Genomic DNA, 24,681 nt, shown 5'->3' on the forward strand with positions numbered 1-24,681 from the left:
GCGGGGGGCATCCCTCACGTTCGAAGTGGCAAAGCTTCGGATCTCCAAAACCGACCGGAGGCAATGCCCTCGCACCAAGCGTGCTTTTCAGAAGGCAGGTGGCTTGGCCACCTGCGGCGGCTTCTGGGCTCTTCGCTGTTGTGCCTCGAAGTCAAACCCCAGCCAGGGTTTTCCACATCGCCTTGCCCTGGGCTTCGTGAACCGATGCGTATTGCTGTGGATCCCAGCTGGTCCCGGTCAGCAGCAGCCCCAGCTCTGCCACGATGGCCTGACAGCGATCGCCAAAAGCCAAGACCTCATTGAAGGTCAACCCAAGCGTGTTGATGTCAAACGCGCCAGGCTCCTCGTCCAGCTTGCGCATTTCCAGGTGGGCGTGGTGCTTGTCCCGTAGGGTCTTGATTTTCGCTGCCACGGGATCAGCCGAAAGGATCACCATTTCATTGGAGACCTTTTCCCAGCCATTATCGAAGCGCGAGTAATTTTCGTCCCGATCGCTCTGTCTGAACTTCTCCTGGAAAACAGCCGAGCTTTCGGGCGGCAGGTCACTGATCGGTTCGTCGTGGAAGTGATCGAACATGCGCCCGTAGCGCTCCCGGTAGTGCTCCTTGATGGCTGGATCTGCTTGCAGCTTTCTCCACAGGTTGGTCAGGCTACCCGACCTGAGATCGTTGTCCAGAAAAAGCCGTGACTGATCGCGCACCAGGTCTTGCCCAAGAAGCGGAGCCAAGTGGTTCCACGCATTGGCGCCGGGGGTCTTATCCAATTTGGCTTTGAGCCCTGCCTGGATCGCGGGGTCTTGAATGAGTGGGGACAAAATGTGCCGGCGCTCGTCGAGGATGTGGCACTCCTGCGTGAGCACCCGAACGAATCCATCGATTTGGCGAATACGTTGTTCCAGTTCCTCAGGCTTCATTCTTGCTCCGCCTCCAGCGGCACCTGCTGGAAACGCACCTGCAGCCGCTTGATGAGCGCACGGGTTTCCGCGTTCGGAGCGCGCGTGGACACCAGCACCGCCTCCCCGTTGGGCACGTGGCGGATGGCCTTCTGCTCGGCCCGGAGAACGGCGCGGTATTTCACCGCTTGATAGACGCCTCGCTGGAGTTCGTCCTCCGAGCACTTGCTGGTTTTAACTTCCACCGCCAGGCGATGTCTTCCGTTATCGAAATGCGCGTCCAGTCGGTCACCCGAGCTCAACAACTTCTCGTTGCTCCCCATGGGGAAGTACCCAAAGTCCACGAACTCTTCGGGATGGCTGGCCACCCACGCCTTCAACGCTTTGTGCTCGTCGCTCTCTGGCCGCCCCCCCCTCCTGGACTTTAGGAAGGGGAAGAGGCGCATCCGCTGCCACCTCTTCAACCGCCCCGGCGGACGGGGTCAGCATGGTGGCTCCCAGAGCGCGGGCGACCCGGTCCCAATTGGGATAGGTGAAAACGTCTTCCATCGCCTCTCGCAAGTGCGCACGGCGCTCTTCCTCGGTGTCCAGCTTCTTCCCCGCGAAGTAAGCTGGCGAGATGGTGATCGCCCCCTCGCCAGGGTGTTTCGTGTTCTTGTTGACGACGATTGCGTGGAGGGGCGGGATGGGTTCCTTCCACTGCTCGCTGAGCCACTGCAGGGCCTGGGCCACTCCCCCGGCGACGGTGCCGTAGAGGTCTTTGCGGGGTTTGATCTCGTGTCCGAAGGTGTCGTGCAGCTCTTGGGCCAGGTCGCTGTAGGAATGAGCTTCACCCTCCTGCGCCCACCGGATGAGGATGGGCAGCGCGTCCGGGATAACCCGGCTCCGCCAGGGTGTGCGTGCAAACTCCACCTTCGACCAATCGAACTTTTCCATCCTCTACTCCTCCCTTGTCGTCTCGCCATGGTAGCGGCGGGACCAGCACGGGAAAACGATGGGGGCCGATGTCCTGCCCCCTCCCTTCTCAATCCTCGTTGGGCAGCATGATGGTGACCACCGGCTCCAGGGCGTCCCCGGGCCCACACAGTGCTTTCAAGGTGACAAGGCGATGGGTCGACCGCGTCAGGCCAGACCCGGCCTCCGGGTGGGCTTCGTTTGACAACCAGTCGCCGGCGTCGGACAGAGCCACGTGGAGCTGGTAGTGGATCTCCGAACCGTTGCCCTGATGCCGCTTGATGGCGACGTGGAGCATAAAAAGCACATCCCAGAGCCGGCCGTCCACCGACTGGCCGCGCACCTCCAGTCCCGCGGGCACTTCCACGTAGCGTGCCCACGCAGCGCGGGTGATGGCCACGGGCAACTTGAAACCGGCTTCTTTGGCCACGTCGGACACGTCCACTAAGACGCCGTCCTCGATCGCCTGGGCGCGGGTGTAGGAATGGATGAGGTCGGAAGGCTCGAACATGTTGTTTCCTCGCTTGGTGAGTAATGGCCCGGTCCAGGGCATCCGGTGCGGATGTCTTGGAATGGGAAACCCACCGCCCCACCGCTCGGCGCGGTCAAGGGAGGAAATGGAAGGGCTGGCGCGGCCCGCAGCGAAGCGAGGACACGGGCCCTGGAATGGCCCTTGACCGGAGAAGCCGGGCGTTGGGGCCGCGCGCAGCGCACAGGGCTTGAATGAGGTGCCGCGGGCGGCACACCGATTCGGCGTTGAACTTGGGAATACCGTCAGGCCTGGGCGCAGGCCAGAGGGACCCGGTCCATCCAGGTGCTCTGCCCTGCCGATGCTTGGGCGGTGAGCGGGCCAAGGCCCTGGACAAACGTCAGGCGTGCAAGCTCGACGTCGCTCTGGGGCCAGTAAGGACCATCCGGCGAGAACACGAAGTGGTCCCCTTGAAGGGCCCCACAGGTGGTGCAGTGATGGGCCAGGTAGGTTTGCCCTGACGTTCGAGTAGTGGCGAAACGAAGCCAGGGCGCGTGGCCCGCCACGAAAGCGACAGTGTCCTCGTCCAAACGCTCGATGTAGCGCAACACGGCACCCTCCCCCTGATCCACCAGACCCTCGTCGTCGTGCTCCTCGAGCGAGGGCACCCAGATCGCGGCGGTGGGGGTCGGGGCGTGGCAGAAATGGCACTCGGTGTGGCCGAGCAGCAGGCCGTAGGCCGGAGCCTGAAGGGTGGATGGAGGGGCAGCGTGGGTCATGGAGCCATTTTGCCCTGCCTGGGTGTCAGCCGGTGAGACGAGCCTGCGCTGAATCATGGGTGTTTCGGAGCGTGCCCCGCTGTGAACCCAGCCACGCCATTTGCTTGTATTCGTCTTTGCTGAGCAACTTGGACACTCCCAGCCACTGCACCAGGTGGTAGTGCGCAATCGTTCGTGGGTAGCGCTGAATCCCCTCGTGCAACAGTTTTGGCAGGTAACACACAGAACCATCGCGGCGCTCGTATGCGTAATAGCGGTGGCGGGCGGCACGCGTGGTCATGGCGTTTCCCTCAGTGCGCCCAAAGGGCACGATCGATGCAGCGTTCAAGGCGCTGGGCCAACCTAACGCTGAAAGGAAGGGCGATGGGGGCAGCGATGGCGAGAAGAGAAAGGGTCATGTCGGCGGTTCCAGTCGGTGGGTAGAGCGTTGCGTTCTTCCTGATCCCAACGTAGACCGCCCTGGAAATTTGTCCACGGTTGTAGTGGACAGAATCTTGACAAAAAGTAGAAACTGCGGAGCTAAGGCCGCAGTTATTCCTAACATCCCTTCTCGCGCCGAAGGCGTCACCTGCTCTTTTCCACCGCTGCTTCTACAGATGCCGGCGCGCAGCGACCGGTGGCGGCGTTGGGCCGTTGGCTCTACAGCCTTGCCCGCTTTGCACTGACACTTCCCCGGGCTGCCCATGCATGCTCCAGGTGGACAGCACGTTGTTCGGCTTCCACCGTGGCCACCACGTGCGGCATCGCCGCCTTCAGCGATGGCGTGTTCCAGAACGGGCTGCCCCGGTGAGGGTTGCCGCCCAGCCGCAACAGCAGCAACGCCGTCTGTTCAAGTCGGCTGCGCTCGTCGGCGTCGTCGCTCAGCTGGTAGTCCGCCGCCAGCTTTTCCAGCGGGCGCTCGCACCAGTGGTTCCTCTCTTGAGGGTGCGCACCAGCTTGCAGGAGGGCTTCGACGATGCGGGGCCAGGCAAGTGCGGAATGGAGCGCGGGACCTTCGTTGAGGCGCCACGCGTTGGGGTTGGCGCCCTGCCGCAGGGCCTGTAGAGCGCCGAAAAGGCTTCCCTCGACGCACGCGTGAATCAGCTCAGCGCTCGGACTTCCTGGCGGTGGTGGGTGGCGGTCAGCCATGGCGGCTGCCCCGAACCTGGTTCCGAATGAGATGTCCTTGGACGTAGTCTCGGATGATCTGGCGCACCGCTTCTGCGGTGGAAATCCCAGCGTTCACCGCGCCCTGCTCCACCGCCTCCAAGACGCTGCGCTGCAGCGGAAGGTAGGCCAGCCGCACGTCCCGTTCCCCACCCAGCCGACGCTTGCTCAGTGGGTAAGGTTTGGCGGCATACATGGCGAGCACTTGGCGCACGGCTTCGTTTCGCGTGACCTGCACGCGCGCGGCGGCCGCCTGCAAGCGCTCCAGATCACGGGAGTAGCCCCGGGAGGACGGAAGGGTGGCCAAGTCTGGGGAACGGACGGGTTTAAGCACTTCTCTTTCCTTGGACGGCGGTCACAGACGCACGCGCTGACGGGGAGGTTCCAGGGCCGCCGCCGGAGCTGGCGCTTGGCTCTGGGCCTCTTGGCGCGGGTTCCACACTTCCCCACCGATGATCATGCTCGGGCCACCTGTAGCAGGAAGGACCTGCGAAAGCCTGGCTTGCTTCGCTGCGGCGTTGAGCGCACGCGCGGTGTCCTCCTGCATGCTTTTGGCTTCGTAGATCACCGGCCCCTTCAAGTGGCCCTGCGCTTCGTCCACAAGGGCGGCAAGGGTTCGACCGAACTTTGACTTTGGCCCTTGGTTGCGAGCATCGACGTCCCAACGCTCGATCACTTCGAACGCCTTCTCGTGACGGTGGCCAGACTTGTTGAGCTCGCCAAGCGCCGCTTCAGCGTCTTGCACGTTGAAGCGAATGGCGGAGAGCTTCACCGGGTGCGCGTAACCACCACCACTCGATGCCGATTGCGTGATGGCGACCGCTTGGTTTCCGTCGCTGACGAGGTGATGAATTTTCATGTCGATTTCCTTGGTGGTTTTCGGAAGGCGCGATTGCCCATCCACAAATTCAAGGTAGATCGCACTGGAGTTTTGTCCACGACTGTAGCGGACAAAATCTTGACTAAAAGCAAAAACTGCGACACTGAGGCCGCACTTTTTCCTAACATCACTTCTCGCGCCGAAGGCGTCACCTGCTCCTTTCCCACCCCCGCTTTTACAGAAGCCGGCGCGAAGCGACCGGCAGTGGCTCTGGGCTTTGTTTTTTTCAAAAAAAAAGCCCCCTGGCGGGGGCCTTAAAGGACATTGGTTGTTCTTACGCGAGTATTCTTTTGTCAGCACGTCTCACTCCGCGCACTCCACGTCGATCCATTCTTCATCGAACCATTCGTTCAGCGTCGCCAGGTCTTTGACCTTGCAATTGGTGCCGTAATCCGACCCTTCGATGTCGAGCCCCACTTCATAGAGGAGCTCCCCGTCCTCTTGACGCTGCACATTGACAGAGACGGTTTGCTCAGCCAGCAGCTCGTCGTCTTCGCGTCCCAGCTCTGCCCAATTGCGGTTCAGCAGGAAAGCCAGCAATGCGTCTTCAGCGGAAGACTGGAACGCGGGATAGCCCGCCGCGCCGGTCGAATAGGTATACCCAGACAACTGGTCAAACAAAGTGCTGGCAGCGGCATGCGCAGCTTCGTGAGCTTCCTTGACGGTGATGGTGTCGTTTGTGATGAGCATCGTGTGGTTCATGGCGAGATCCTTGTTTGTCGGTTGGCACTATTGCCTTCCCATGTATCCAAGGTAGATCGCCCTGAAAATTTGTCCACGGTTCTGGTGGACAAAATATTGACTAAAATCAAAAACTGCGGAGCTAAGGCCGCAGCTTTTCCTAACATCACTTATCGCGCCGAAGGCGTCATCCGCTCTTTTCCTACCCCCGCTTTTACAGAAGCCGGCGCGAAGCGACCGGTGGCGGCACTGAGCTTTTCTTGGCACAAAAAAAGGCCCCCTCGCGGGGGCCCCAAAGGACATGGATTGATCTTACAGGCTGGTGGAGCGCCAAAGCTTGCCTGCGATGCCACCGACGATGAGGGCCACCGGCATGAGCGCCGTCAGAGCCATCGGGGGCACGGAGGTGAAGAAGTTTCGCTCGCTCTCCTCCAACCCCGGGTAGAGCAGGCCCACAGCAACGCTGGCCAGCTGCAGGGCAACGACGACGAGCAAGCCCACCAGGGCGCCCTTTCCAAAGCCACCTTTGGGCGGCGAAACCGGGAGCCCGCTGGCCCTTGCCGCGCGCACGCGGGCCGCTCGCCAGTTCAACACGTAGAGAATCGCCAGCAAGAGCAGCACGGCTGCCCCACCAGCGGCTGCCAGGCCGGCCTGCCAGCCGTAGCCCTCGTTCTGGCCGATCTCTTGGGCCCCGGCAAGAAACAGCAAGCCCGCTCCCCCAAGGATCACAGTGGCGGGGGCCAACAAGCCCCACTGCATGTGACCGCCGGGGGTGTGGTGAGCGTTGTAAGACATGGGACCTCCTTAAAGTGGTGTTCCTCAATGCATACCGCGATTCCGGTCCTTGGCAAGGTCAGCCCTTCTTCTGGGCTCCGGCCGGCACCCAGCCGGTGGGCTGCTTCTCAAAGACGAAGTCGTAAGCCGGCGGCACGGGGACGGGATCGGGCTTCAACTGCTGCCCGCCCTGGAACCCGACCACGTCCAACGTTCCACCGGTCACGCACGTGGCACGCTGGGGACCAGTTGAGGTGCAATCCGCGGTGAGGTCTTTCCAACCCCGGACCTCGATTCGTTGGCCCATTTCACTGGAGAGGTTGGCATTGGCATGCGCCTCGTAAGCGTGGGCGACTTGTTCGATGGTGGGAAGATCAGCTTTGCTGCTGCAGGCAGCCAACCCTGCGGTGATCAGGCCGAGGGAAACGAGGGTTGCTTTCATGCCGGAGCTCCTTGCGTATGGGTCAAATCAACGTCGATCGTTTCATCGCGGTATCCGAGCCGAACCCTCTCTATCGTCACGTCCATCTTTGGCACCGTTCCCTCCACCCAGACCCGGTTGACGGAGAACACCACCAAATCGTCGCGGTAGCTGCGACCTTGTCGCGCCAAGTTCGCGGCCTCTTGGGCGTCCATTCGGATGAGCAGATGGAAGCGGCCGGCGTTGGGTGGGCTGGACACCCCCGTGGAGGTGCGGTGAACCCACGGCACAAAGCCCTTGCCGGTGACGCTTTGTCCCGCCGCGGACACCTGAGGCATCGGGATGAATCCTTCCAGCACGCCACGGTCGGCCCGATAGGCGACATCGCCCAGCGCTTGGAACGTGGGACGAATCGCAAACCGTCGGATGGCCTTGAAGCGCTGCAGGCGCGCGTCGAAGGCCGGGCCATAACGGCGCTCGATGGCAGCCGGATCATTGCCCGAGACACCGTTGGCGCCGTGGGCCTTCGTGTCCATCAGCCACCATTGCCTCAGGCACCACTGGCGCTTGTCGGCGTCGATCCGATAGGCCGAATGGGCCATTGCCAGCAGCTGCATGTCGCAGGTGTCCACGCCCCCGCCTCCGACAGCCGTCACTCCGGCCCGCAGGTGTTGAACCCCTTCCAAGCCTTCCTGATCCAGGTCCCAGTAGGTCCCAGGCGGCTCAAGGTAAGGGCTCCGCGACCTATCGCTGACCACCTTCGGCGTGCCTTGGATGGCTCGGCCGATGTGGCGAAGCAGGTCCGATCCGGCCCTCGATTGTGCCTGCGCTCCAGCCGCTGCAGTCAGGGCAAACGCCCCGATCAGCACGGTTCTTCTGACCCTCTTCATGGAACCCCCTGTTCCCACCAATAGATTTGGGATCTTGCGGCCAACTTACGTGGCACGTAGAGTCTACCCGGGGCGTAGCCTCTGGGTCATCCTGTCCGCATGCCTGCATTGCATCCGTTCAGCCCGTGACTGCCGCCCCGCCCGCTCCCCGAGCCGTGGTTGCCGCGCGTTTGCGCCAAGCCCGCGTCCTGCGGGGCTTTAGCCAACGCGAGGTCGGAGTGCGGATGGGGATGGACAAGGACGCTGCGTCGGCCCGCATCTCTCGGTATGAATCCGAGGGCATGTCGATCAGCCTGGAAGCCCTCTTCGAGCTGGCCCAGGCCTTGGAGGTGCCCCCGGCCTATCTCTTGGCGACCAGCCCAGCGATGGCCGATGCGATCTTGGCTTTGGGCGAGCAGAGCGTGGCCCAGCAGGAACGTTTTGCCGAACTGCTGGGCGTTTTGGGTGAGCTGCCGGCGAAGAAGCGCAACGCACTCATCGAGCAACTGTTACCGCCCGTCAAGGATTAGGGCATCGGCGAACAAGGACGAATCGACCCCATGTGGACATGGATCACCCACCTCTGCCGCCGCAATAGGACGGAGCCCACCCGGTCCGCCATTGCCATGGCCACACTGATCGAACTGAACATGCTGGAGCTCAACGCAGCGGAGGCCCGCAACCGCGTTGAACTGGACCCACCGGGGCATGAAGCAGCACTTCTTGAGAGATTCAAGGCATCGGCCCAGCTGATCCTCAACGAAAAGCCTCCATCCGACGCCGCAGACTCAACCTGGGAATCCCTTGGCCAGAAGGCACGCCGCCTAAACCGAGGATTCGCAGACCTCCGATTGCAACTCTCCCCGCCAGCGATCGTTGGTGGGGATACAGAGCGGCACGACAATACGCGTCCGGTCCTTTAAGGCGGCCAGGCCAGCTCTTCCATGCGGGCTTTCCTCCGTTGCATGTAGTGCAACATCCCGCTGGCGCACTGCTCAACAACGGGGCTTTCCTCAAAGGCCCCAACCCCAACCGCCGTCAGTGCTGCAATGACGCACAAGTTGGTGGTGGCCACCGCGTTGACGGTGGTCTGAAACAGAATGGCTGCCGGCACGTGCGCCCCGATCTGTCCATTGGGATCTTGATACATCACCCGAATGGCCTTCCCGCCATGGACCAGCCCGCAAAGAGGGTCCCACGAATTGGTCACCGTCCGAGCCAGCTTCTGAGGCTCATCGTCCTGCCCGATGCGTGCAATGGCCTGCTCCACGTCCGCGGCCAGGTCTTTGAGGGCAATAGCCACCCACTTTCCTTTCTCGTTTTTCCTTCGAGGGCCCCGATCTTCCTGGAGAAAGTCCGCCAGCTGTTCGTCGTCGGCAAGGAACTGGACAAACACCGCCCGCAGGAATTGCTCAATCTGGGAGCGGTGCATTGCCAAGGCCACCGCTGGAAGATCGATGGGATGGGTTTCCAACAGGAACAGCAACGCACGCCCGTAGTCCATCGAGGCCCTCAACAGTTGGAAAGCCGCCCGGTGACGCTCGCTGCCGGCGGGAACAGTGATGCGGGCCATGCAGGACATGTTCGATTCCAGGCTGGCCTTGGCCTCTCTGGCCTCCTGTGCGATGTCCAACGCCGTGGGCTGCCGCGTGGCAGCACGCGGCTCCAGCGCATCGCGGATCGCATCCTTCAACGAATTGTGCGTCATATCCTTTGCCCTTCATTCGCGTATTTCAAAAGATGCCTCAGAGCTGCGGCACGATCTTCCCAGCAATCTACGTTCCAAGATGGATGGTAGACCCAAGTCATCCACGCCCCCCCCGTTGCCATAATCGAGAGACCATACGTGGCGCTCCTCCAGATAGCGCCGCCTCCTGCCCTCGGAGTTGGCATGGCGAGCCTGGAAGGTAGGCTGGTCCGACCGCTTCCCGTGATCGAACATTCGCCAAGCGGTGCGGCCGAGCACCAGAATCACCTCTGGCCGGAGCAGAGGGAGGATCACCTCTACCAACAACTTCCCGCCTTGACTGAAGTCGGTTCCTGACGGACGGTGTCCAGCTCTCTTGCCGGCAAAGCGCTGGGACAAGTTGCAAAATGCGACGTGCTGCCAGGCGTGGGCGGCATCCACAACATTTGGGCTGCTTTGACCAGTCAGCAGGCGATCCAGCTCATCAAAGAACTTGCCACCACCTGTCCTCTTGCAAGTCTCCATGTCGCCGAACGTCTCGCGGGTGAATGGACGAGTGATAACGGGGTCGTCGGTCCACCCAGCCTCCCGGTAGTGGGACTCGCCCAGTAGCAAGACGCGGCGCCCTTCAACTCCCTTCCAGTAGCCGCGGCCGACGTAGGGCACGAAGGCCACCTCAGCCGGCCACGCTTCCATGTTCAACTCAGCCGGATCATCCATGCCATTGACCTTCGTATGATGGTGTCAGGCTACTCCACACCGTGCTGCCACGCAGCTATTGCACGCCATCCCATGCCATCCCATTTTTCCGCCACATTTAGCCGACAAAAAGCTCTTGCATACCGCTCGCACGTGCTTTAACTGTATGGGCCTTCAAGGATCCTGCGGAGGCCCCATGACAACTCACCATGGCTGGCAGGCGTGCCGCGCATGCCATGCACCAGGACTTGATGTGCGTGTGGAGGGAGGCTGGCACCTCCGTGCCAATCCCGGCTACTGGGGAACCAGCGTCCCTAAAACCTTGGTCCTGGGGTTTTCCAAGGGGGCCACCCAAATTGCCGCCGCCCAACACGGGAGCTTCGATGGGGTCGCCTTCGCGGGTGCTATGCGCCCTCGCCTCGCAGCTGTATTGCACGAGCTTGGGATCGATCTGGGTGGGCAAACGATCAACGACGCCCTGACCGCCGAAAGCCGCCACATGGGCGCCGCCTCCTTGGTGCGCTGCGGGTTGTCGGTGATGGACAACGGCAAGCTGGTCAGCAGTGGCACCATCATGCCCAAGGCCATGCGTTCGTCGTTGCCTTTGGAAGCCATGAAAACATGCGTGGCACGCCACCTGGACCCGTTGCCTGACAGTGTGGAGCGCGTGGTCTTGTTGGGGACCACCGATGCCTACATGAAGGGGGTCAAGGCGCTCATGCGCCAGCAATTCAACGACTTCCAAGAAATCAACGAGGTAGCCTTCAGCGCCCAAGGCCGGACATGGGTGTTTGCGTCGCACCCCAGCCCGGCCAACGGGACCTTTCAAGCCTGGATCGACGGTGACACCGCCACCGAACCGGGCCGCAAGAAGCAGCTGGCGCGCCAAGCGTTGGGTCACAAGGCCCCAGCGCAGCCCCTTTCAGCTCCGCCTCGCCCGGCACCGGCACCGATCCAGCGTGCCACGCCGCCTGACCCGATTTCACCAGCTAGGGCGTCCAACGGCGACCGTTTTGCCCGAGCCTTCCACCTGGTTCGCCACGATGGAAGGGTGATCGTCGCGGTGCGGATGAGGGACCGAGACACGGGAAACGTGGCGTTCCGGGTGGCCAAAATGGGCAACACCAAGGATGGCCAGCGCGAGATCCACGACGAAGCTGAGCTGTTGCGCTTGTGCGAGAGCGGGCAATACCAAGTGCGCGCCCAACCGTTGGACAAGTCCACACCGGCCAACTTTATTCGGCCGCTGCGAAACCACCGGATCGTGAAGACCCCTGCCCGTTGATCGCCGCACGGCGCGCCAATCCCTCGCAAAGCAACAAGCGAACCATCTCGCTGACATGCAGCCCCTCCCGGGCTGCCGCCTGTTCCAGCCGGTCTTTCAGCTCCTGTGGCACGCGGACGGCCATCTGCACGTAAGGTGGCCGGCTCACGTGGACAGCCTCGCCAGGGTGAGCACCCACGCCAGCACTAGCCCAGCCAGGATTTGGGCACGCAAGCGGTAACGCACACGAAGCGCCCCGCTGGCGTGCCGTGCATTGACCCAGAAGATGCCAGCCAGGCCCAACACGGTGGCCAGGAACGCTGCAGCCAGGACGGCGGCCAACACCGCGCCCACGGTGGTCATGCCAGCGCCCCTGCCATGGTGGCCAGGACGAACCACTGTCCAGCGATGAGGCCGTAGCCGATGAGCAATCCCTCCAAGCCCGCCCAGCGTTGGCCGGGGGTGCGCAGCAGCGCCGCGCTGTCGTTGAGCAAGGACCACCCGGAGAGGATGGACAGCCACTCAAAATCAATGGTCATAGCGGTCATAGATCGAGCCCTCCCCTCCAGCGGAATTGATGGTGGAGGGCAACATGACCTCCTCGTTTTTCACGCGTCCGAACACGCTGGCAAACACGTCCAACAGCGAGGTGCTTTGGGCCGCGTCCCGTTCGGCCTGGCGCGCATACTCGTCCAACCCAGACGGGAAAACCTGGCGTGCGCCGTTGACGGCGCCGCGCAACCCGCTGGCGTTGGGCATGCTCGCCCCAAAGGTGCGGTTCCACGTGTCGGAAAACCGGTCCAAGCCGTCCATGCCCATAAACAGCAATCGCGCCAGCACCAGGACAACCACGGCGTTGACGACAAGCCGCTTCGTCAGTCTGAATCCAATGAACATGTTCCCCCCTTTCGTTTCGTTGGTCGGTGTCAGACGCACGCATCGCGAACGTCATACGTTTGGGATACACCGACACGCGAAACCCACAAGGGGGTTATTTTGACTAAAGCTAAAAATTGGGAGAAAAGCCCGATCACGCTGCAGGCGCGGCTGCACTTGCCCGTCAGCCGGCGCTCGACTGGGGCATTGCTTTGAACGGTTCGACTGACGAAATTGGCAGGGCTAAATCGGGCCCAAGTCTTTGACCACCGCCTGGCCAGGCTTCAAAAAGCCCAATAGCAACCGTCCGCCGGCGACGGTCCGCCTCATGCTGGCGTTGAGGTATCGAGCCTGGAGCTGCGCTGCCACCAGCAGCTCCTGGGTGGCCATGCTGGGCGGCCGCTCCCTGAGCGGATCGCCGGGCGACGCCAGCTGTCCTCCTATGGGCTGGACAACCGCTGGAACGGTCAAGTCGTGCTTGGCATAGGCCGTGGCCATCATCCGGCCGTTCTTGGGCGACCAACCACCCAAGACCAACTCCGTGGTGCAGTGTTCCGCCGGCAACCCAGCCTCGGCAACGGCCTTCATGTAGTTGGGCCAAAGCTGATCGATCACGAGCCCGAGCTCAGCACTCAGTTGCTCCATCGTGAAATCGGCCCGAAAACTTGCCTCCAGGCACAGTTGGTAGATGCGAAGGAAGAACTGGGCTGACCCACGGGTCGCCAGCAACAGTTGGTGCTGGGGAATGAGGAGCAGTTTGGCTCCCGCCGAAGCTTGTCCGCTGTGCGCGTTTTCGGCCCATGTGTCCACGGTCACAACCAGCTGGTTGGCACTCAGCAGAACGTTGAGGATGCTCATCGCAAAAGTCTGGCGGCTTTCTGCCACTATCGGGCCTCATCTCCCCCCTGTCGAGCCCGATCATGGCCCAAACCCTAGAAGACCTGGCAGCGCGATTGGATGCCTGCGAAGTCGATCTGGAAGCCCATCGCGGATATCTCAAGGCGTTGGAGTATGGGCTGCGAACGATCATTGCCAGCCACCCGAGCCCCCAACTACTGCCTGTCGCTTGGAACATGGCTCTCGCGGGAATGGCCGACGCCCATGCCGGCCACCAGACGCTCACCTACAACACGACCTTGCAGCAGGGGCTGCAGGCGTTGACTCAACAATTCAATGCCCTTGGGCAAGGGCGCGACCGAGCATCCAACTTTCTTGGCTGACTGACTCGGGGGGCACGCAATGCCCCCCCACTCAGTCCACTTCACTCACCTGCCGGCTGAAGGCGTGGTGTTTTTGCGGCGGCCAACCTCAACGGGTCATGATGACTCGCGTGGATTCCCCATCCGAGAGCTTGACGCTTTGCATCAAAAGCCCACCCTGCGGAGGCATGAACTCTTGACCGGGAACGGACCACATGATGCCGGTGGTCAGGAAATATTCTCCTGCAGGCAGCCCAGTAAAACTGAAATTGCCTTGGGCGTCGCAAACCGATGTCTTACGCGCCTGCTTGTAATCGGCGCTGTCAGGGATGAACTGCACGTTGGCCGAACCCACGGTGGTATACCCGCTCTCGGCACTGCCGTAAAGCGCGAGCAGGCGCTCGCGACCATAGCCGGACTTGGGCTGCAAGGAGACTTCCAACCCCGCGCAGGTTCTGGGCTGACCACCCCGGGTTTGGAAGAAGGCTTGGCCGTTGATGGCGCCAGTGCCTTTCTCAGAGAACCAAGCAACTTCGCTGGGATCGAAAGTGGTGGTCAAAGCCACCTGCCGCGGCGGCGCTGGCGCAAACGTGGCGCAGCCTGACAGCAGCAAGATGCCGAGAGGAAGAACGAACTTTTTCATGGTGCCCCTGATAGCGCCTACCTTGGCGCGGGCACAGTTTACCGATTGCGTGACACCCCTCACAGTCTGCCCGAGCCGAGTTGGTCCCAGTGGCGTTTGTCTGGCATGGCATGGCAGCCAAAGCGGCTAGCCAAACCACCCGCGATCCACGCGCTCCAGATCGTGGTCTTCGCCAAAGGTGAGGGCAGCCTCTTTGGGCTGCAGGTCGCTGTAGCGGGACAACTCGGTGTCGGTGAGCCCCGCGTTCTGGATGGGGAGGGCGAAGTGCGCTTGCAGAGCGGCGTTGAAGGCGGTGCACCACTGGGCGTTGATGGTCGTCACGGGCGTTCTCTCTTAGGAAATGAAAGGGACCCCGAAGGGCCCCGTGGGGTTCAGGCGTCTTTGGGCTCCGGGAGGCGGAGCGCGACCACCCCGTTGACTGGCAGGGCGTTGAGCATGAACCTGCCGGCCGAACCTTGGCGATCATCGGCCAATGGGCTTCCCGGTCCCACCTCGGGGCTCCCTGGACGGGTGCGCCAGCAAGGGAGCGCTCGAGCGGTTTGAGGGCCGCCGCCGCCCCTAAAGACGGTCGAAGCCTCGGCCAACGCTGAACGCATAGAGGCTTGCGCCTTCGATCGCAGGGGATCACAGTGAAAAAAGGCCTTTCATGAGCAAAGACGACCACTGCTATGACCGTTCATCTTGATCAGTTCGCAGACCTGTGCATGGCTGCCCAGGGGTTTCGTCCCTCGCCAGCGAGGCTGACGGCGTTGTGTGATCAAGACCTGGTCTGGTTCCAGCCGGGCAAGCCAGCCCAGTTTGGACTCACCAAGCTGGGTAAGTCCCAGCTGATGGAGATGCTGAAGGCGTGTTGCTGCGGGACCGTGGATGATCCAATCGCCAGTGCCAAATCGATGCGACCGAACAACGCGGAGTTCTCGGCTGGAATGGCTTACTTCGACGAATTCGAGTGCAATTTGCGCTTGGGCGTTCGACCTGAAATTCTCCCGGACCGCCTTGCCTTCCTCGCTTGGCTGATCAAAGAGCAACCTAGCGCGCCCATGACCGCACAGAAAGCGCCATCGCCCACCCGACGCTGCCGACAGCCGTCCCGTCCGCACCTTGCACCATAGCACAAGGGCATGGCGTGTCTGACGGAGAGCGCAGGCGTGCTCTCGCAAGCCTAGGCGCTACCAAGTGCCCGCTTGCGCCATCCGTGCAACCGTATTGATCTTCGTAACAGACGCCGCAGGTGTCAATGCTGGCGATCGCCGGGCTCACGGCCTATTGCTGTACAGTTCAGACGCAGATGCATGGTTGTTCGATCGAGGCTTGCAAGCCAGTGGAGCTGGGGCTGAAGTTCATGGAAAGCTTGCCGATAAACCTGTAACAAGGTAAATGAGGCGAGAAGCCAAGCGAAGCGATGGCGCGTTTCAGATCGGGGGTTGCTTTGAGCGTTCGAGAAAATCGGCGTCGCTACGTCTCGACCGTAATAGGAGCCACGGCGGTGTGCCTCTTGGCGATGCTCGCGGTCGCCCAAGCCATCCTCTACGTGCGTGACAAGGAAGGGGCGGAGGCAGTGGCGGAAGCCGCGGTGACGCGCGCGGAGGCCATATCTCGTGACCGGCGCGTAGCGGCCGAACAAGCCTCTCGCATCGGACAGCCGCCTTGCTCCGACACCGACATCGACTCACTAAAGGAGATCGCGTTCCGCTCCATCTACATGAGCGACATCGGTCGCATCCGAGACGGACGCCTTGTCTGCAGCGCTCTCTGGGGGCGCTCGCGCCCCTACACCCTCCCCGCCCCACGCTTCTCCAGCGGCGCTGTCCGGCTTTGGCACGCGTCGGATCTCGTTGGCTCCCCCTACACCGGGTCCAATCTGATCGCCCAAGGCGACACGTTCACCGTGTCCTCCCCGTCTGCCTTCGAGAGCTTGGACCCTGCGCGCAGCAGCTCCATCAGCATCGAAACGAAGGACCGATCGTTTACATTCCGCACCTTGTCCCCGACCAGCCGCGTCGGCAGCCCGTCTCTCGTCCAAGCTCAACATTGCAGCCGGGTGGCCGACGTTTGCGCGTTCGTTACCAGCCCTAGGCACGTGGTGTCCGAACTGCCCTCGGCGTTGCTCACCACCATCCTGGCAGCGGGTGCCTCGGTAGGGCTTTTGCTCGCGTTCTTGCTGATCAAACACCAAATCACGGCTCGGCAAACCATCCAGCAACGGTTGGTGCTTGCACTGAAGCGCAGCGAGATCGAACTGGCCTACCAGCCACTGCGTCGAATTGGCACGCGGGAGCTCGTGGGATTTGAAGCGCTCAGCCGCTGGCGCCCGCCGGGAGACGATGAAATCCCGCCGGCCATCTTCGTGCCCATCGCCCACCGATTCGGCCTGAGTCCTGATCTTTTTCGATACGTGCTGGCCCGTGCCATGAATGATCTCGCCCCCGCGCTGAGGGAGCATAGGAACCTCTACGTAAGCATCAATGCCGAGCCCGTGGACATGGCCCAAGAGTGCGTCGTTCGCTACATCGGCAGCGTCACCAACGATTTTGGCGTGTTGCCAGAGCAAATTCGCATCGAGATCACCGAGCGGGAAGAACTCGTGTCCGCTGCCGCAAAGAGCAACATGCAGGCCCTCTCTGTTCTGGGATACCGGTTCTTGATCGACGACTTCGGGACCGGCAGCGCCAACTTCTCCCGCCTCGCCCAATCGCCGTTTCGAGGAATCAAGATCGATCGCATGTTCGTGGCCGCTATCAACGAGGACTCCCCCCTGCGGCCCGTTTTGCCAGGGATGTATCGCATCGCACGTGAGCTTGGGCTGGATGTCATCGCAGAAGGCGTCGAATCAGAGGCGCAAGATTTGCTGCTCTACCGGATTGCTCCAGAGGCTATTGGCCAAGGGTGGCACTATGGCTGCCCTCTCTCAACCAAAGACGCGCTTGCCGCCATCCAAGTTGGGTAGCCCTCGCGCACGGGTCGACCCGAGCGCGTTCACTGGCGCTTGACGTTCGCCCTAGCAAGATGTCCGTGCGTCCGATGGACGCGACAATCGTGAAAATCTCCGCTATGGCGCTGACCCCAGTTGGCGCCGCCGAACCCAAAGGGGTGACTCCCCCTCCCCTAGGTGACGCCCCGGCAGTTCAGGGCATCGTCGTGATCGGCACCCCTAGCAGGCGGCCTCTTTAGGGCAACGCGCGACACACACCCTCAGCAGTGGTCGCAACCGACTGGCCGCCGGTCTGGCCTTTTGCTGGTTAACGAACTGGCTCAGCGCTTTCCAACAGCGCCGCTCGGTTACTTCCCTGTGCCTAAGGCTGTCGCCGTGCAGCCCGCCTCTTTATCATGCTCCTGCGACGGCAATAGAGGGATCGGACAGCGGTATCTGGCGTGCGGACTGCGCGGACGACCCCGTAGATGAATTCTTCAGAATCCAATTGTCTCATCTGGTTCCGGTGGGGTTGTCGCGGTGCATCATATGCATTCCGCTCTGTTCAGCTTTTTGTTCATCTTCATGCCCAACATTAGACGTTTCTTCATCGATCAGGTTGAGGGTGTGCGGCGGGCCGACGGCTCGCTCTTGCAGGTCACGCGGATCAGTTGCGCTTGTCTGGAATGCGGCCGCCAACTGCGATCGGTTCCAGGGCATGGCCTGCTGGACTTGGACGGCGCCGCCGTGCTCACTTGCCCGCTCTGTGACAACCGCTAGGCGGTGGCACGCGCGAGGTTGGAAAAGCTTTGCCCCCAACCTAACCACCCGCGCATGGCGAGTCTTGATTGAAGAGTGGACCGCTGTGTGCTGGCCCGAAAGGGCCGATTGACGGTGCAGTCAAGCGGAACGCTCACCGGTTTCCAACGCTTGAGCTTGGGGCCACCCTGCTGCCAGACCGCGATTCGGTGGCCAGCCAATGGAGGAGGGGTATGCACAAGGCTGAGACGGAGGCGTTGGTCAAGTTGGAGCTCCGCCTGAGCGAGTGCGAGAGGCGCCTGCCCAACGCTGAGGGCGAAACCAATGCCTTGGAGTATGCGGTCAGGGCTTTGGTGGCCAGTTCTGCCAATCCCACCGCGGTGCGCCTTGCATGGGCCCACCTGATGCCCATGATCGTCGACATCCATGTGCCTCCCCAGCCAACGCTCCAATGCAGACTTTCTGCTTGGCTTGCGTCATGGACTGAGGTCCGTGGCCGAGCAAATCGACGCTTTGCCCTGCCCCCTAGAGACCTCCCAGATCGAGAACGGTTGCTTGGCCCTTTGAGAGAATTGCTGCCAACAGACGACCGCCCGCTAATGGCCGCTCGCTGTCGCCGTTGAGGTAAGCGGCTTGCAAGCGTCCTGCTGCCATCAACTCCGCCCGTCCCATGCCTGCTGGCTGATTCCGCAAGGGCTCTCCTGGCGACGCCAAGCCTCCCACCAGCGCTTGGACCACGGCGGGACGGCCATCTTCGGACTTTGCATAAGCGGTGGCAACCATGCGCTGGGCGTGCGCCGACCAGCCGCCCAAAACCAACTCGGTGTGCATAGCGCTGATGGGTATGCCAGCGGCTGCCGCCGCGCTCACGTAGTTTGGCCAGAGGCGATCAATCACGCCGCCAAGCTCGCCGGACAGCCGCTCTATCGTGAAGTCTGCTCGAAAACTGGCTTGGAGACAGAGCTCGTAGATTCTTAGGAAGAACTGGGCCGACCCACGCGTGGCCAAGACGGCGTTGTGCTGAGGCAGCAGAAGCAACTTGGCGCCCTCTGAGTGCGCCCCGGTTTGAGCATCTTGCGCAAGGGTATCGACGGTCACAGCCAAGTGATCGGCACTCAGCAACACGTTCAAAATGCTCATCTGCCGTCCTTGGGATCCATTCAGTCGATTGAACCTTCCAACGCCAATTCAGCCATAGGGGTTGTTGAGAATCTCAGACGCAATCCGCTCTCCCGCGTCCAACGCATGGAGGCACGACGACGCTTTGATGCTCAAATCCGAGCGCCCTCCGACGCCATGGACCTCGACAGCGAGAAGAACCCAACGGCTTTCACTGAGCCGCCAGATCTCGGAGGTGTAAACGTGCTCTCCCACCGACAAGGTGACCCGTTCTAAATCTTTGCCCGGCTTGGAAGTACCCATGGCCCTCGAACCCTGACTGTTCAAAAGCAGTGTGCACGCGAACGCCGCTGGCCTCAACTGATCGCCTTCCTGCGACGCGGGGAGTCACACTCAAGCGAAATGCCCCCCGATGGATCAGACCCAGTCCTCATTGGATGCCGGCGATGTGACCGTGACCTGCCCAACCTGGGGTGGCCGTCATGGCGTTGAAAGGGCGGGACATAGTGAGGGGGCCGCGCCCACCGCGTTCGGGGCATCTCCGGCCGACTCCACCGCTGAAATGGGCCCGATCTGCAGCAGAGCCAAGGCCGCCAAGCACGCCTGCCGACTGGCGAACGTCTCCCGGGGAGCCATCAAAACATGCCCGCGTGGCGCCACCAGCCGCCAGCGCCAACCTTCCGCCCCGGTGATCCGGGCCCAAAATCCCACCCGGTGGTATACCTCAACGTACATAGCTGCCTTGCGTGATCAATCTGCGATGCTAGCGCCATCGAACCGAGCTCGGCCTATCTTCCGGCCGGGCGTTTAACTCGTCTTTTGAACAACGCGCTCAGGCGTGCGTCGCTAGAGCCTGCTCCGGCCCCGGGACGCCCCGGCTCACAGGCTCATCCAGCAGGTTTGAGCCCCCAGGACGTCCGGGAAGAGACCGCAACAATTGACTCACCCTGTGGACGCTTCCTCCCCTACCCCCCTCCGCACCCAGCACGTAGAGAACCCGCCCCTCAAACTGGGCGGATGCCAGCTCAAGCCCCTCCACGTCTGCCAACTTCTTCGTCAGAAGAGCTCGCCACGACGCGGGCGGTTCGGATTCAAATTCGACGATCACCGCGGTATCACCGCACTCCAGCGGCATGATTTCGACGCGAAGGGCGTGGGGCGACGCTGCCGGCAAATCGGGGGCGGATCGGGCCATAGTGGGAGTGTCCAGGCGGGAGGGGGTGGGGATTGAGTATCCAGCCCTCGCGGCAAAACCGCGTCAAGGCGCGACGGCGCCCTCGCCTTCCCGTGATTGCCGTCATCACAGGGATGCACCAGCGCTTTACTCCCCGTCCTGCATGATTCCTCGAATTTTTGATCAACCAGGTTTGCTATGACTGCCTCTCGTACCCTCGCATCCTTCTTGTAGAGCACGACGTCGCCATCCGCGAATCGATGCAGGACGTTCTCAAAGACAGCGGCTATGACATCACTGCGGTCGGAGACGCTGAAGCGGCTGTGGAGCGCTTGGCACAGCAACCCGCCTTCGATCTCCTCATCTCCGACGTGGGCCTGCCGGGGATGAACGGGCACGATCTCGCCAAGCACGCCATGGCACGCCACCCTTCCGTGACGGTCCTGCTGGTCACCGGTCACGGGGGCGTTTCCGGCGCAGACCCACACTTCCTCGAAAACGACGTTATGCTGCTCAAGAGGCTTTCACGCTGCTGGAGTTGCTGGGAACGGTTCGTTCGACGCTTTGACGGCTTCCAGCAACAACTCGGTCACTCTTCTTTCCAACTCCCCCGCGGCGAACGGCTTGGTGAGTATCTCCATGCCAGACTCAAGCTGGCCGGCTCCTACCGCGACGCTTGCTGCATAGCCGGTGATGAATAACACCGGCGTGTCGGACGGCGCTGCCGGCCCGCGTCCGCCACCTGCCGCCCATTGAGCGAGCCCGTCAGGCCCACGTCCGTAATCAGCAAATCAAAGTGCTTTTCGCTGGCATGCACAGTGAGGGCGTCGCTGCCGTTTGCAGCCGCCTTCACGCGGTGGCCCAAACTGCTCAGCACCTCTTTCACCAGCGTGCGCATGGCGGTCTCGTCTTCTACCAGAAGGACCGAGCGACCAGGCGACGTGGCTGGGGGAAGCGCGGGCGTTTCCTGGATTCGGTCATCGGTATCAGCCGTGCTTTGCGGCAAATAAAGGTGCATCGTGGTTCCCACCCCAGGGATGGAGTCAACCGCCACCTGACCGCCGGATTGGCGCGTGAATACGTAGATCGGCAAGCCCCACCCCGTGCCCTACCCGATCGGCTTGGTCGTGAAGAAGGGCTCGAACACCTTTTCAACAACGCTCGCGTCCATGCCGGTTCCCGTGTCTCGGACCGACAAGCGAACATAGGGTCCAGGCGTCAGCACCAAACGCTCCGCCAGTCCGCCATCGACGTGTGAGAGCTCGGCCTCAATCGAGATGCGCCCTCCATCCGGCGTCGCATCGCGCTCGTTGATGCACAGGTTGAGAAGGGCGTTTTCCAGCTGCGGAGCATCCACCCGCACGACGTCCTCCACTTGATCCGACCGCGTCTCGATCTCAATGGAGGGCCCGATGGAGCGGGCCAGGATGTGGAGCGTCCTGTTCACCATGGCCGACACGTGGATGGCCGACGGTGCCAACGTCCGCCGGCGAAAGAACGCCAACAGTCGTTGGGTTAACGCTGCAGCTCGGTCGGCCCCCGTTCGAGCCATCTCCACGTAGCGACCCAGGTCCTCCAAACGGCCTTGGCCAACGCGCATCTCCAACAGCTCCAAGCCCATGGAGACCCCGGTGAGCATGTTGTTGAAGTCGTGGGCAATGCCGCTGGCCAGTTGGCCGGGGGACTCCATCTTCTGGCCCTGTCTCAGCCGTTCCTCCATCGCCATCAGTTCGTCAGTGCCGGCCTGCACCCGCTCTTCAAGCGTTGCGGTCAACTGCTGCAAACGCTCTTGAGCCACGCGGCGATCGGTGATGCCGGAGGCTGCACCGAACCACTCGCTCACGTTGCCTTCGCTGTCCATCAACGGGACTGCCCGCAACTGTATCCAGCGGACGGAGCCGTCTGGCAACAAGGCGCGGTGTTCTACCTCCAACGGCGACGCCAACTCCGGGGCATGAGCAATGGCCAATTCCACCGCGGGCCTGTCCTCGGGGTGGATCAGCTGTTGACGCCAGTTGCCCCCAGTGGCCTTGAGCTCGGCCATGTCCCCTTGGCGATAAATCTGCTCCTGCTGCCAATCGGGGGAGATTGAGTAACGCGACTGGGTGGCCGCGGCCACCAGTGCCCCCAGGGGCCGCTCGCTTGCGCCTAGGATTGGCACAATTGGCGCAATGGAAGCGTGCTGGCCTTGCGTTGAGCCTTTCCATCAACCTCTCCGCTCGGAATGTCGCGCGGCAAGGAATGGCCGATGAACTCGTGGCCAAAATCCACGCGCAGGGGTTGGATTGCCAGGACGTGGAGGTCGAGATCACCGAGGGAGAATGGCTGCGGGTCAACTCGCTGCCGGGCGAGCAACTCAAGCGGATGGCCTCGTCAGGCATTCGGCTCGCGGTGGATGACTTCGGCAGCGGCTACAGCAATTTCGGATACCTGACCGAGTTGCCCATTCACACGCTCAAGCTCGACAAGTCGCTGATAGACGATATTTCCGAAGACCAACGCGCGTTGCTCAAGGTCCAAGCGATCGTCGGTCTGGCCCATGATCTGGGCTACTCGACCGTCGCTGAAGGAGCCGAGACGAACGGTCAGGTCGCCAAGCTCCAAGGCCTTGGGTGTGACGAAATTCAAGGTTTCGCGCTTTCCAGACCCATCAGCGCCATTGAGTTGGCCGAGCTCCTTGCGCCCTGACCCGAGGGAGTTTGATACTCGGTCTTCCAGCCGACGAACCGTCCCGGATGGAAGCACGCGGAAGGATCCTGCAGCGTGCGTATCGCTTTCAGGAAGTCTGCGAGATCGCTGAGGCCGCTGACTGCCTCTGGCCTATTTCAGGACCCTACCCGTGGCTAAACCGGGTTTTTTTTGCTTCGCTTTGTCAATGGAGAACTGACCTCCGACGGCGCTCTGGCGCGTCTGCATGCTGTTGAGGCCACTTGTAGCAGCTGTGGTCTCACCTCGCTGCTAGCACCGGGCGAGGGCCTGACGGACTTGGAAGGCGCCGGTGTGATGGTGTGCCCACACTGCCAGAACCACCAAGCGGTGAGCCGGATGAGGTTGGAAGAGTTCATGAAGCGAATGGCCGGCACGAACGCTACAGCCACCGCTAACCCATCGTCTTCGGACGACGGGCAGGTCTTGTCAGAGTGAGGCCCTTGGCCTGCCAATCTGAACGCCTCGGATTTCCTAGGGCATGAATTGCCACGGTGGACACATTAAGGGCATGATGCGATCGCCCTTTGGTCTTTGCCCACAGAAACCATGACCGTTCCCCTGCCTTATGATCCATTTCTGCAGGCCTCATCAGAGCCATTGCTGGAGCTGGTGATTGTGCGTGTGGGCTGCGATTTGTTCGGTGTGGATGTCGAGTCGGCCGTGGAAATACGCGGACCAGAGACGCTGACCCGAACCCGGGACCGCCAGTTTGTAGTCTCGATCAGAGGGCAAGACGTCCCTGTGGTTGATCTGGGCTTGATCACCGGAGGCGATGCAGTCGGGACGGGTTGTCCAGCAATGCTGTTGGTTCAATCCGCGGTTCAGCTGTTCGCCCTTGCAGTGGACGAAGTCTTGGTCATCGAGAGCCTGTCTGCCTGGCGTGCCGAGCCTGCCGCTCACAGCGACCGATTCGCTGAGCTCTGCCCGCAGGGCGTGCAGCTGGGGAACGGCAAACGCGTCGCCGTCATTGACCCTGGTCGTGCCCTATCCATTCAGCAACGGCTGGAGATCGATTCAGGTTGATTGCCCAATGCTGCACGGTGCTGCCGCTTTCAGTTGCAACCGATTCGCGCGCGTTCCAAGTTCCACGCTTTGCGGTAATCTCTGGCTGACAACGCGATTCCGTGCATGGGGCGCTCGATGGAGAAATTCGACGGAGCAACGTGGTTCCCACTGGACAGGTTTGAAGTCGGCATTGACGCCGAAACAGCAGTGGTTGCACTCGGGCTTTACCAAGTTCGCAACGCGGCCGGTGACTCGACCATGTGCGGCTCGACGATGACTCCGACGCAAGCGGAGCGAATTGGCAATGCCCTTCTGATCGCCGCCAACCGTGCTCGCCTGACGATCCCGGGCTCAAGCAGCAGCCACTGATCCTCTTCTGTGTTGATGTGCCTGCTCGCGGAGGGCTTGGTGAACGACGAGGTCAGGGACGCATTTTTGCGTCTTCAAGAAGCAATGAATCGCATGCATATACGTGTTGCGGCGCTGGAAGCCGCCACAGTGCTCCTGCTTCGCACGAACGCCGGCAACGCCAACGTCGCAGACGAGTTTGAGCGCAGCATTCGGCACTACCTCCAAGGGATGGACCAGCACCGGGACCATGTCTTCGCGTTCGAGGAGATCGTCGAGCCATGGCTGGGCATCCTGAGGGAACCATTGGCTGGCATTCCCCCGTCTCCGAGCCGCTGAACTGCCAAAGCGGAGCGGCCATCGGGCGGCCGTAACCTCGGCCAATGCCATTGCCGCCTCGCCGCCTCACGGCGCAAGGCGCCG

The 24,681-nt window shown here is 61.9% G+C and carries 37 protein-coding genes; 11 read left to right on the forward strand and 26 right to left on the reverse strand.

What is annotated here, in order from left to right:
* Window positions 1-151 precede the first annotated feature (151 nt).
* The 13 genes from R5H29_RS08835 to R5H29_RS08895 all read right to left on the reverse strand — a co-directional run bounded on the left by R5H29_RS08835 (window position 152) and on the right by R5H29_RS08895 (window position 7,628).
* Complete coding sequence (locus R5H29_RS08835; RefSeq protein ID WP_024956683.1) at window positions 152-913, reverse strand: hypothetical protein; 762 nt, start codon at window positions 911-913, stop codon at window positions 152-154.
* Window positions 910-1,194 (reverse strand): hypothetical protein, encoded by a 285-nt coding sequence (locus R5H29_RS08840; RefSeq protein ID WP_235649999.1) that lies wholly within the window; start codon window positions 1,192-1,194, stop codon window positions 910-912. The genes R5H29_RS08835 and R5H29_RS08840 overlap by 4 nt, the downstream gene beginning before the upstream one ends.
* A complete protein-coding gene (locus R5H29_RS08845; RefSeq protein ID WP_235649998.1) occupies window positions 1,181-1,828 on the reverse strand; it encodes a hypothetical protein in 648 nt (215 codons plus the stop codon). The genes R5H29_RS08840 and R5H29_RS08845 overlap by 14 nt, the downstream gene beginning before the upstream one ends.
* Before the next feature lie 88 nt (window positions 1,829-1,916).
* Window positions 1,917-2,357: a DUF6573 family protein gene (locus R5H29_RS08850; RefSeq protein ID WP_044570520.1), complete on the reverse strand. Its 441-nt coding sequence runs from the start codon at window positions 2,355-2,357 to the stop codon at window positions 1,917-1,919.
* Window positions 2,358-2,620: 263 nt separating this feature from the next.
* Entirely contained in the window at window positions 2,621-3,094 is a 474-nt protein-coding gene (locus tag R5H29_RS08855) for a hypothetical protein (protein ID WP_061478919.1), read from the reverse strand.
* A 25-nt stretch (window positions 3,095-3,119) separates the two neighbouring features.
* A complete protein-coding gene (locus R5H29_RS08860) occupies window positions 3,120-3,374 on the reverse strand; it encodes a hypothetical protein (RefSeq protein ID WP_061478920.1) in 255 nt (84 codons plus the stop codon).
* A gap of 359 nt (window positions 3,375-3,733) precedes the next feature.
* A complete protein-coding gene (locus R5H29_RS08865) occupies window positions 3,734-4,222 on the reverse strand; it encodes a hypothetical protein (RefSeq protein WP_012480707.1) in 489 nt (162 codons plus the stop codon).
* Window positions 4,215-4,547, reverse strand: a complete 333-nt coding sequence (locus tag R5H29_RS08870) for a hypothetical protein (RefSeq protein ID WP_061478921.1) — start codon at window positions 4,545-4,547, stop codon at window positions 4,215-4,217. The genes R5H29_RS08865 and R5H29_RS08870 overlap by 8 nt, the downstream gene beginning before the upstream one ends.
* A 48-nt stretch (window positions 4,548-4,595) precedes the next feature.
* Window positions 4,596-5,420, reverse strand: coding sequence for a hypothetical protein (locus tag R5H29_RS08875; RefSeq protein ID WP_125895663.1), 825 nt, complete (start codon window positions 5,418-5,420; stop codon window positions 4,596-4,598).
* A 3-nt stretch (window positions 5,421-5,423) separates the two neighbouring features.
* A complete protein-coding gene (locus tag R5H29_RS08880) occupies window positions 5,424-5,822 on the reverse strand; it encodes a hypothetical protein (RefSeq protein ID WP_111008242.1) in 399 nt (132 codons plus the stop codon).
* Between the two features lie 291 nt (window positions 5,823-6,113).
* Window positions 6,114-6,596, reverse strand: coding sequence for a hypothetical protein (locus R5H29_RS08885; RefSeq protein ID WP_061478924.1), 483 nt, complete (start codon window positions 6,594-6,596; stop codon window positions 6,114-6,116).
* Between the two features lie 58 nt (window positions 6,597-6,654).
* A complete protein-coding gene (locus R5H29_RS08890; protein ID WP_061478925.1) occupies window positions 6,655-7,017 on the reverse strand; it encodes a hypothetical protein in 363 nt (120 codons plus the stop codon).
* Window positions 7,014-7,628 carry a hypothetical protein gene (locus tag R5H29_RS08895; RefSeq protein WP_241776755.1) on the reverse strand — a complete coding sequence of 205 codons (615 nt, stop codon included), beginning with the start codon at window positions 7,626-7,628 and terminating at the stop codon, window positions 7,014-7,016. The genes R5H29_RS08890 and R5H29_RS08895 overlap by 4 nt, the downstream gene beginning before the upstream one ends.
* Window positions 7,629-8,041: 413 nt before the next feature.
* Here R5H29_RS08895 and R5H29_RS08900 point away from each other — a divergent pair, with 413 nt between their 5' ends.
* Window positions 8,042-8,395, forward strand: a complete 354-nt coding sequence (locus R5H29_RS08900; protein ID WP_082783312.1) for a helix-turn-helix domain-containing protein — start codon at window positions 8,042-8,044, stop codon at window positions 8,393-8,395.
* A gap of 96 nt (window positions 8,396-8,491) precedes the next feature.
* Window positions 8,492-8,788 (forward strand): hypothetical protein, encoded by a 297-nt coding sequence (locus R5H29_RS08905; RefSeq protein WP_143568383.1) that lies wholly within the window; start codon window positions 8,492-8,494, stop codon window positions 8,786-8,788.
* Here the strand turns inward: R5H29_RS08905 and R5H29_RS08910 are convergent.
* Together R5H29_RS08910 and R5H29_RS08915 are read right to left on the reverse strand one after the other, a co-directional pair.
* Window positions 8,785-9,573, reverse strand: coding sequence for a DUF6988 family protein (locus tag R5H29_RS08910; protein ID WP_054172066.1), 789 nt, complete (start codon window positions 9,571-9,573; stop codon window positions 8,785-8,787). The two genes, R5H29_RS08905 and R5H29_RS08910, sit on opposite strands and share 4 nt — an antisense overlap.
* A gap of 12 nt (window positions 9,574-9,585) precedes the next feature.
* Window positions 9,586-10,272, reverse strand: coding sequence for a uracil-DNA glycosylase family protein (locus R5H29_RS08915; protein ID WP_235649996.1), 687 nt, complete (start codon window positions 10,270-10,272; stop codon window positions 9,586-9,588).
* Between the two features lie 409 nt (window positions 10,273-10,681).
* Between R5H29_RS08915 and R5H29_RS08920 the strand changes: the two genes are divergently transcribed.
* Window positions 10,682-11,536, forward strand: a complete 855-nt coding sequence (locus R5H29_RS08920) for a hypothetical protein (protein ID WP_125895665.1) — start codon at window positions 10,682-10,684, stop codon at window positions 11,534-11,536.
* A 144-nt stretch (window positions 11,537-11,680) separates the two neighbouring features.
* Here the strand turns inward: R5H29_RS08920 and R5H29_RS08925 are convergent, their stop codons facing one another.
* The 4 genes from R5H29_RS08925 to R5H29_RS08940 all read right to left on the reverse strand — a co-directional run bounded on the left by R5H29_RS08925 (window position 11,681) and on the right by R5H29_RS08940 (window position 13,249).
* Window positions 11,681-11,878, reverse strand: a complete 198-nt coding sequence (locus R5H29_RS08925; protein ID WP_046272122.1) for a hypothetical protein — start codon at window positions 11,876-11,878, stop codon at window positions 11,681-11,683.
* On the reverse strand, window positions 11,875-12,054 hold the full coding sequence (locus R5H29_RS08930) for a hypothetical protein (protein ID WP_046272123.1): 180 nt from the start codon (window positions 12,052-12,054) through the stop codon (window positions 11,875-11,877). Before R5H29_RS08930 ends, R5H29_RS08925 begins: the two co-directional genes overlap by 4 nt.
* A complete protein-coding gene (locus tag R5H29_RS08935; RefSeq protein WP_061478930.1) occupies window positions 12,044-12,412 on the reverse strand; it encodes a hypothetical protein in 369 nt (122 codons plus the stop codon). The genes R5H29_RS08930 and R5H29_RS08935 overlap by 11 nt, the downstream gene beginning before the upstream one ends.
* 222 nt (window positions 12,413-12,634) lie before the next feature.
* Window positions 12,635-13,249 carry a hypothetical protein gene (locus R5H29_RS08940; protein ID WP_111008259.1) on the reverse strand — a complete coding sequence of 205 codons (615 nt, stop codon included), beginning with the start codon at window positions 13,247-13,249 and terminating at the stop codon, window positions 12,635-12,637.
* A 62-nt stretch (window positions 13,250-13,311) separates the two neighbouring features.
* On the opposite strand from R5H29_RS08940, the gene R5H29_RS08945 reads away from it, so the two are divergent.
* Window positions 13,312-13,611 carry a hypothetical protein gene (locus R5H29_RS08945; RefSeq protein ID WP_100443809.1) on the forward strand — a complete coding sequence of 100 codons (300 nt, stop codon included), beginning with the start codon at window positions 13,312-13,314 and terminating at the stop codon, window positions 13,609-13,611.
* A gap of 88 nt (window positions 13,612-13,699) precedes the next feature.
* Here R5H29_RS08945 and R5H29_RS08950 read toward each other — a convergent pair whose 3' ends face one another.
* Both R5H29_RS08950 and R5H29_RS08955 read right to left on the reverse strand, forming a co-directional pair.
* Complete coding sequence (locus R5H29_RS08950; protein WP_061478932.1) at window positions 13,700-14,233, reverse strand: hypothetical protein; 534 nt, start codon at window positions 14,231-14,233, stop codon at window positions 13,700-13,702.
* Window positions 14,234-14,359: 126 nt separating this feature from the next.
* Complete coding sequence (locus R5H29_RS08955) at window positions 14,360-14,554, reverse strand: hypothetical protein (protein ID WP_061478933.1); 195 nt, start codon at window positions 14,552-14,554, stop codon at window positions 14,360-14,362.
* A 347-nt stretch (window positions 14,555-14,901) separates the two neighbouring features.
* Between R5H29_RS08955 and R5H29_RS08960 the strand changes: the two genes are divergently transcribed.
* Window positions 14,902-15,345, forward strand: a complete 444-nt coding sequence (locus R5H29_RS08960) for a hypothetical protein (protein ID WP_061478934.1) — start codon at window positions 14,902-14,904, stop codon at window positions 15,343-15,345.
* Window positions 15,346-15,734: 389 nt separating this feature from the next.
* A complete protein-coding gene (locus tag R5H29_RS08965) occupies window positions 15,735-17,180 on the forward strand; it encodes an EAL domain-containing protein (protein ID WP_235650041.1) in 1,446 nt (481 codons plus the stop codon).
* Between the two features lie 477 nt (window positions 17,181-17,657).
* Here the strand turns inward: R5H29_RS08965 and R5H29_RS08970 are convergent, their stop codons facing one another.
* The 3 genes from R5H29_RS08970 to R5H29_RS08980 all read right to left on the reverse strand — a co-directional run bounded on the left by R5H29_RS08970 (window position 17,658) and on the right by R5H29_RS08980 (window position 19,325).
* On the reverse strand, window positions 17,658-17,843 hold the full coding sequence (locus tag R5H29_RS08970; RefSeq protein ID WP_154344369.1) for a hypothetical protein: 186 nt from the start codon (window positions 17,841-17,843) through the stop codon (window positions 17,658-17,660).
* Window positions 17,844-18,428: 585 nt separating this feature from the next.
* Window positions 18,429-19,043 carry a hypothetical protein gene (locus R5H29_RS08975; RefSeq protein ID WP_032971128.1) on the reverse strand — a complete coding sequence of 205 codons (615 nt, stop codon included), beginning with the start codon at window positions 19,041-19,043 and terminating at the stop codon, window positions 18,429-18,431.
* A 48-nt stretch (window positions 19,044-19,091) separates the two neighbouring features.
* Complete coding sequence (locus tag R5H29_RS08980) at window positions 19,092-19,325, reverse strand: hypothetical protein (protein ID WP_106468504.1); 234 nt, start codon at window positions 19,323-19,325, stop codon at window positions 19,092-19,094.
* A gap of 1,050 nt (window positions 19,326-20,375) precedes the next feature.
* Here R5H29_RS08980 and R5H29_RS08985 point away from each other — a divergent pair.
* On the forward strand, window positions 20,376-20,897 hold the full coding sequence (locus R5H29_RS08985; protein WP_332329081.1) for a response regulator: 522 nt from the start codon (window positions 20,376-20,378) through the stop codon (window positions 20,895-20,897).
* Here the strand turns inward: R5H29_RS08985 and R5H29_RS08990 are convergent.
* Entirely contained in the window at window positions 20,861-21,289 is a 429-nt protein-coding gene (locus R5H29_RS08990; RefSeq protein WP_065427813.1) for a response regulator, read from the reverse strand. The two genes, R5H29_RS08985 and R5H29_RS08990, sit on opposite strands and share 37 nt — an antisense overlap.
* A 15-nt stretch (window positions 21,290-21,304) precedes the next feature.
* Window positions 21,305-22,315 carry a sensor histidine kinase gene (locus tag R5H29_RS08995; RefSeq protein WP_082783306.1) on the reverse strand — a complete coding sequence of 337 codons (1,011 nt, stop codon included), beginning with the start codon at window positions 22,313-22,315 and terminating at the stop codon, window positions 21,305-21,307.
* 44 nt (window positions 22,316-22,359) lie between these two features.
* Here R5H29_RS08995 and R5H29_RS09000 point away from each other — a divergent pair, with 44 nt between their 5' ends.
* The 4 genes from R5H29_RS09000 to R5H29_RS09015 all read left to right on the forward strand — a co-directional run bounded on the left by R5H29_RS09000 (window position 22,360) and on the right by R5H29_RS09015 (window position 24,597).
* Window positions 22,360-22,884: an EAL domain-containing protein gene (locus R5H29_RS09000; RefSeq protein WP_235649995.1), complete on the forward strand. Its 525-nt coding sequence runs from the start codon at window positions 22,360-22,362 to the stop codon at window positions 22,882-22,884.
* 567 nt (window positions 22,885-23,451) lie between these two features.
* Entirely contained in the window at window positions 23,452-23,928 is a 477-nt protein-coding gene (locus tag R5H29_RS09005; protein ID WP_046272126.1) for a chemotaxis protein CheW, read from the forward strand.
* A gap of 117 nt (window positions 23,929-24,045) precedes the next feature.
* Entirely contained in the window at window positions 24,046-24,279 is a 234-nt protein-coding gene (locus R5H29_RS09010; protein WP_125892000.1) for a hypothetical protein, read from the forward strand.
* Between the two features lie 39 nt (window positions 24,280-24,318).
* A complete protein-coding gene (locus R5H29_RS09015) occupies window positions 24,319-24,597 on the forward strand; it encodes a hypothetical protein (protein ID WP_125892001.1) in 279 nt (92 codons plus the stop codon).
* The last annotated feature ends 84 nt before the right edge of the window (window positions 24,598-24,681 follow it).

This window comes from Stenotrophomonas sp. A3_2, from assembly GCF_036624925.1.
GTDB classification, from domain to species: Bacteria; Pseudomonadota; Gammaproteobacteria; order Xanthomonadales; family Xanthomonadaceae; genus Stenotrophomonas; species Stenotrophomonas hibiscicola.